This window comes from Streptomyces neyagawaensis (genome assembly GCF_023516595.1).
GTDB lineage: Bacteria > Actinomycetota > Actinomycetes > Streptomycetales > Streptomycetaceae > Streptomyces > Streptomyces neyagawaensis.
In genome coordinates, this window is sequence record NZ_JAMGBG010000254.1 from 1 (window position 1) to 663 (window position 663).

The following is a 663-nucleotide window of genomic DNA, read 5'->3' on the forward strand; positions in this document are numbered from 1 at the left end:
CGCACCACAAGACGCTGGAGGACTACGACTTCTCCTTCCAGCCCGAGCTTGACCCGCGCAAGGTCAAAGACCTGGCCACCCTCTCCTTCGTCGAGGACAAGACCAACGTCGCTCTGCTCGGGCCGCCCGGGGTCGGCAAGACGCACATTGCCGTCGCCCTGGCCGTCGCGGCCTGCCCGGGCCGGCTACTCGATCTACTTCACCAGCCTCGACGACATGGTCCGCCACCTCAAAGCCGCCGAGGACCAGGGCAGGCTGATCAGCAAACTCACCAGCCACCTCCGCCCCAGCGTCCTCGTGGTCGACGAGGTGGGCTACCAGCCGCTGGAGCGGGCCGAGGCGAACCTGGTCTTCCAGGTGATCTCTAAGCATTACGAGAAGGGCTCGATCATCCTGACCTCGAACAAGACCTTCGGCGAGTAGGGCCAGGTCTTCGGCGACGAGGTACTGGCCACCGCAAACCTCGACCGGCTCCTGCACCACTGCGAAGTCGTCTCGATCAACGGCAACAGCTACCGGCTCAAGAACCGCCTCCAGGCCATCGAGCGGGACACCGACGTGGCCTGAGCAGTGGTGCACATAACTTCGTACTCGGCGGAGCACTCAGAGGAGTACCTGGACATGCGCTGGCGCAACACCAACGCCCGCCACCCCAACGTCCTC

General features: G+C 64.6%; 1 pseudogene. It reads left to right on the top strand.

The annotated features are described in order from the left end of the window. A pseudogene (gene istB, locus M8J73_RS45410) lies at positions 1–567 on the top strand (IS21-like element helper ATPase IstB); the annotation flags it as partial. Between the last annotated feature and the right edge of the window lie 96 nt (positions 568–663).